Source organism: Alkalicoccobacillus porphyridii (genome assembly GCF_007293315.1).
GTDB lineage: Bacteria > Bacillota > Bacilli > Bacillales > Bacillaceae_D > Alkalicoccobacillus > Alkalicoccobacillus porphyridii.
The window spans coordinates 1-297 of record NZ_VLXZ01000141.1; the positions used below are offsets into that span (position 1 = coordinate 1).

Sequence of the window (297 nt, forward strand, 5' to 3'; positions counted from 1 at the left end):
GTGGCAATGCCTCATGCGCGACCGGAATGTGGGGCGCTTAAAACCGGGATGTCTTTGACATTACTTGAACAAGGTGTTTATTTTCCGGGGAATGACGAACCAATTAAATTACTCATCGGACTCTCTGCTGCCGATGCCGATTCGCACATTGGCGCTATTCAGGCGTTAAGTGAATTACTGTGCGAAGAAGAAATACTCGAACAACTCTTAACAGCATCATCAGAAAAATAATTAGCGGACATTATCAGCCGCGGATAATTACTCTCTCCTCTACAGGATAATATTATGGAAAACAAG

The 297-nt window shown here is 43.8% G+C and carries 1 protein-coding gene; it reads left to right on the plus strand.

Annotated elements, in window-relative coordinates:
• The coding region (locus tag FN960_RS23825; RefSeq protein ID WP_185971136.1) for a PTS sugar transporter subunit IIA at positions 1–231 on the plus strand (231 nt) is incomplete at its 5' end.
• Positions 232–297 lie beyond the last annotated feature (66 nt).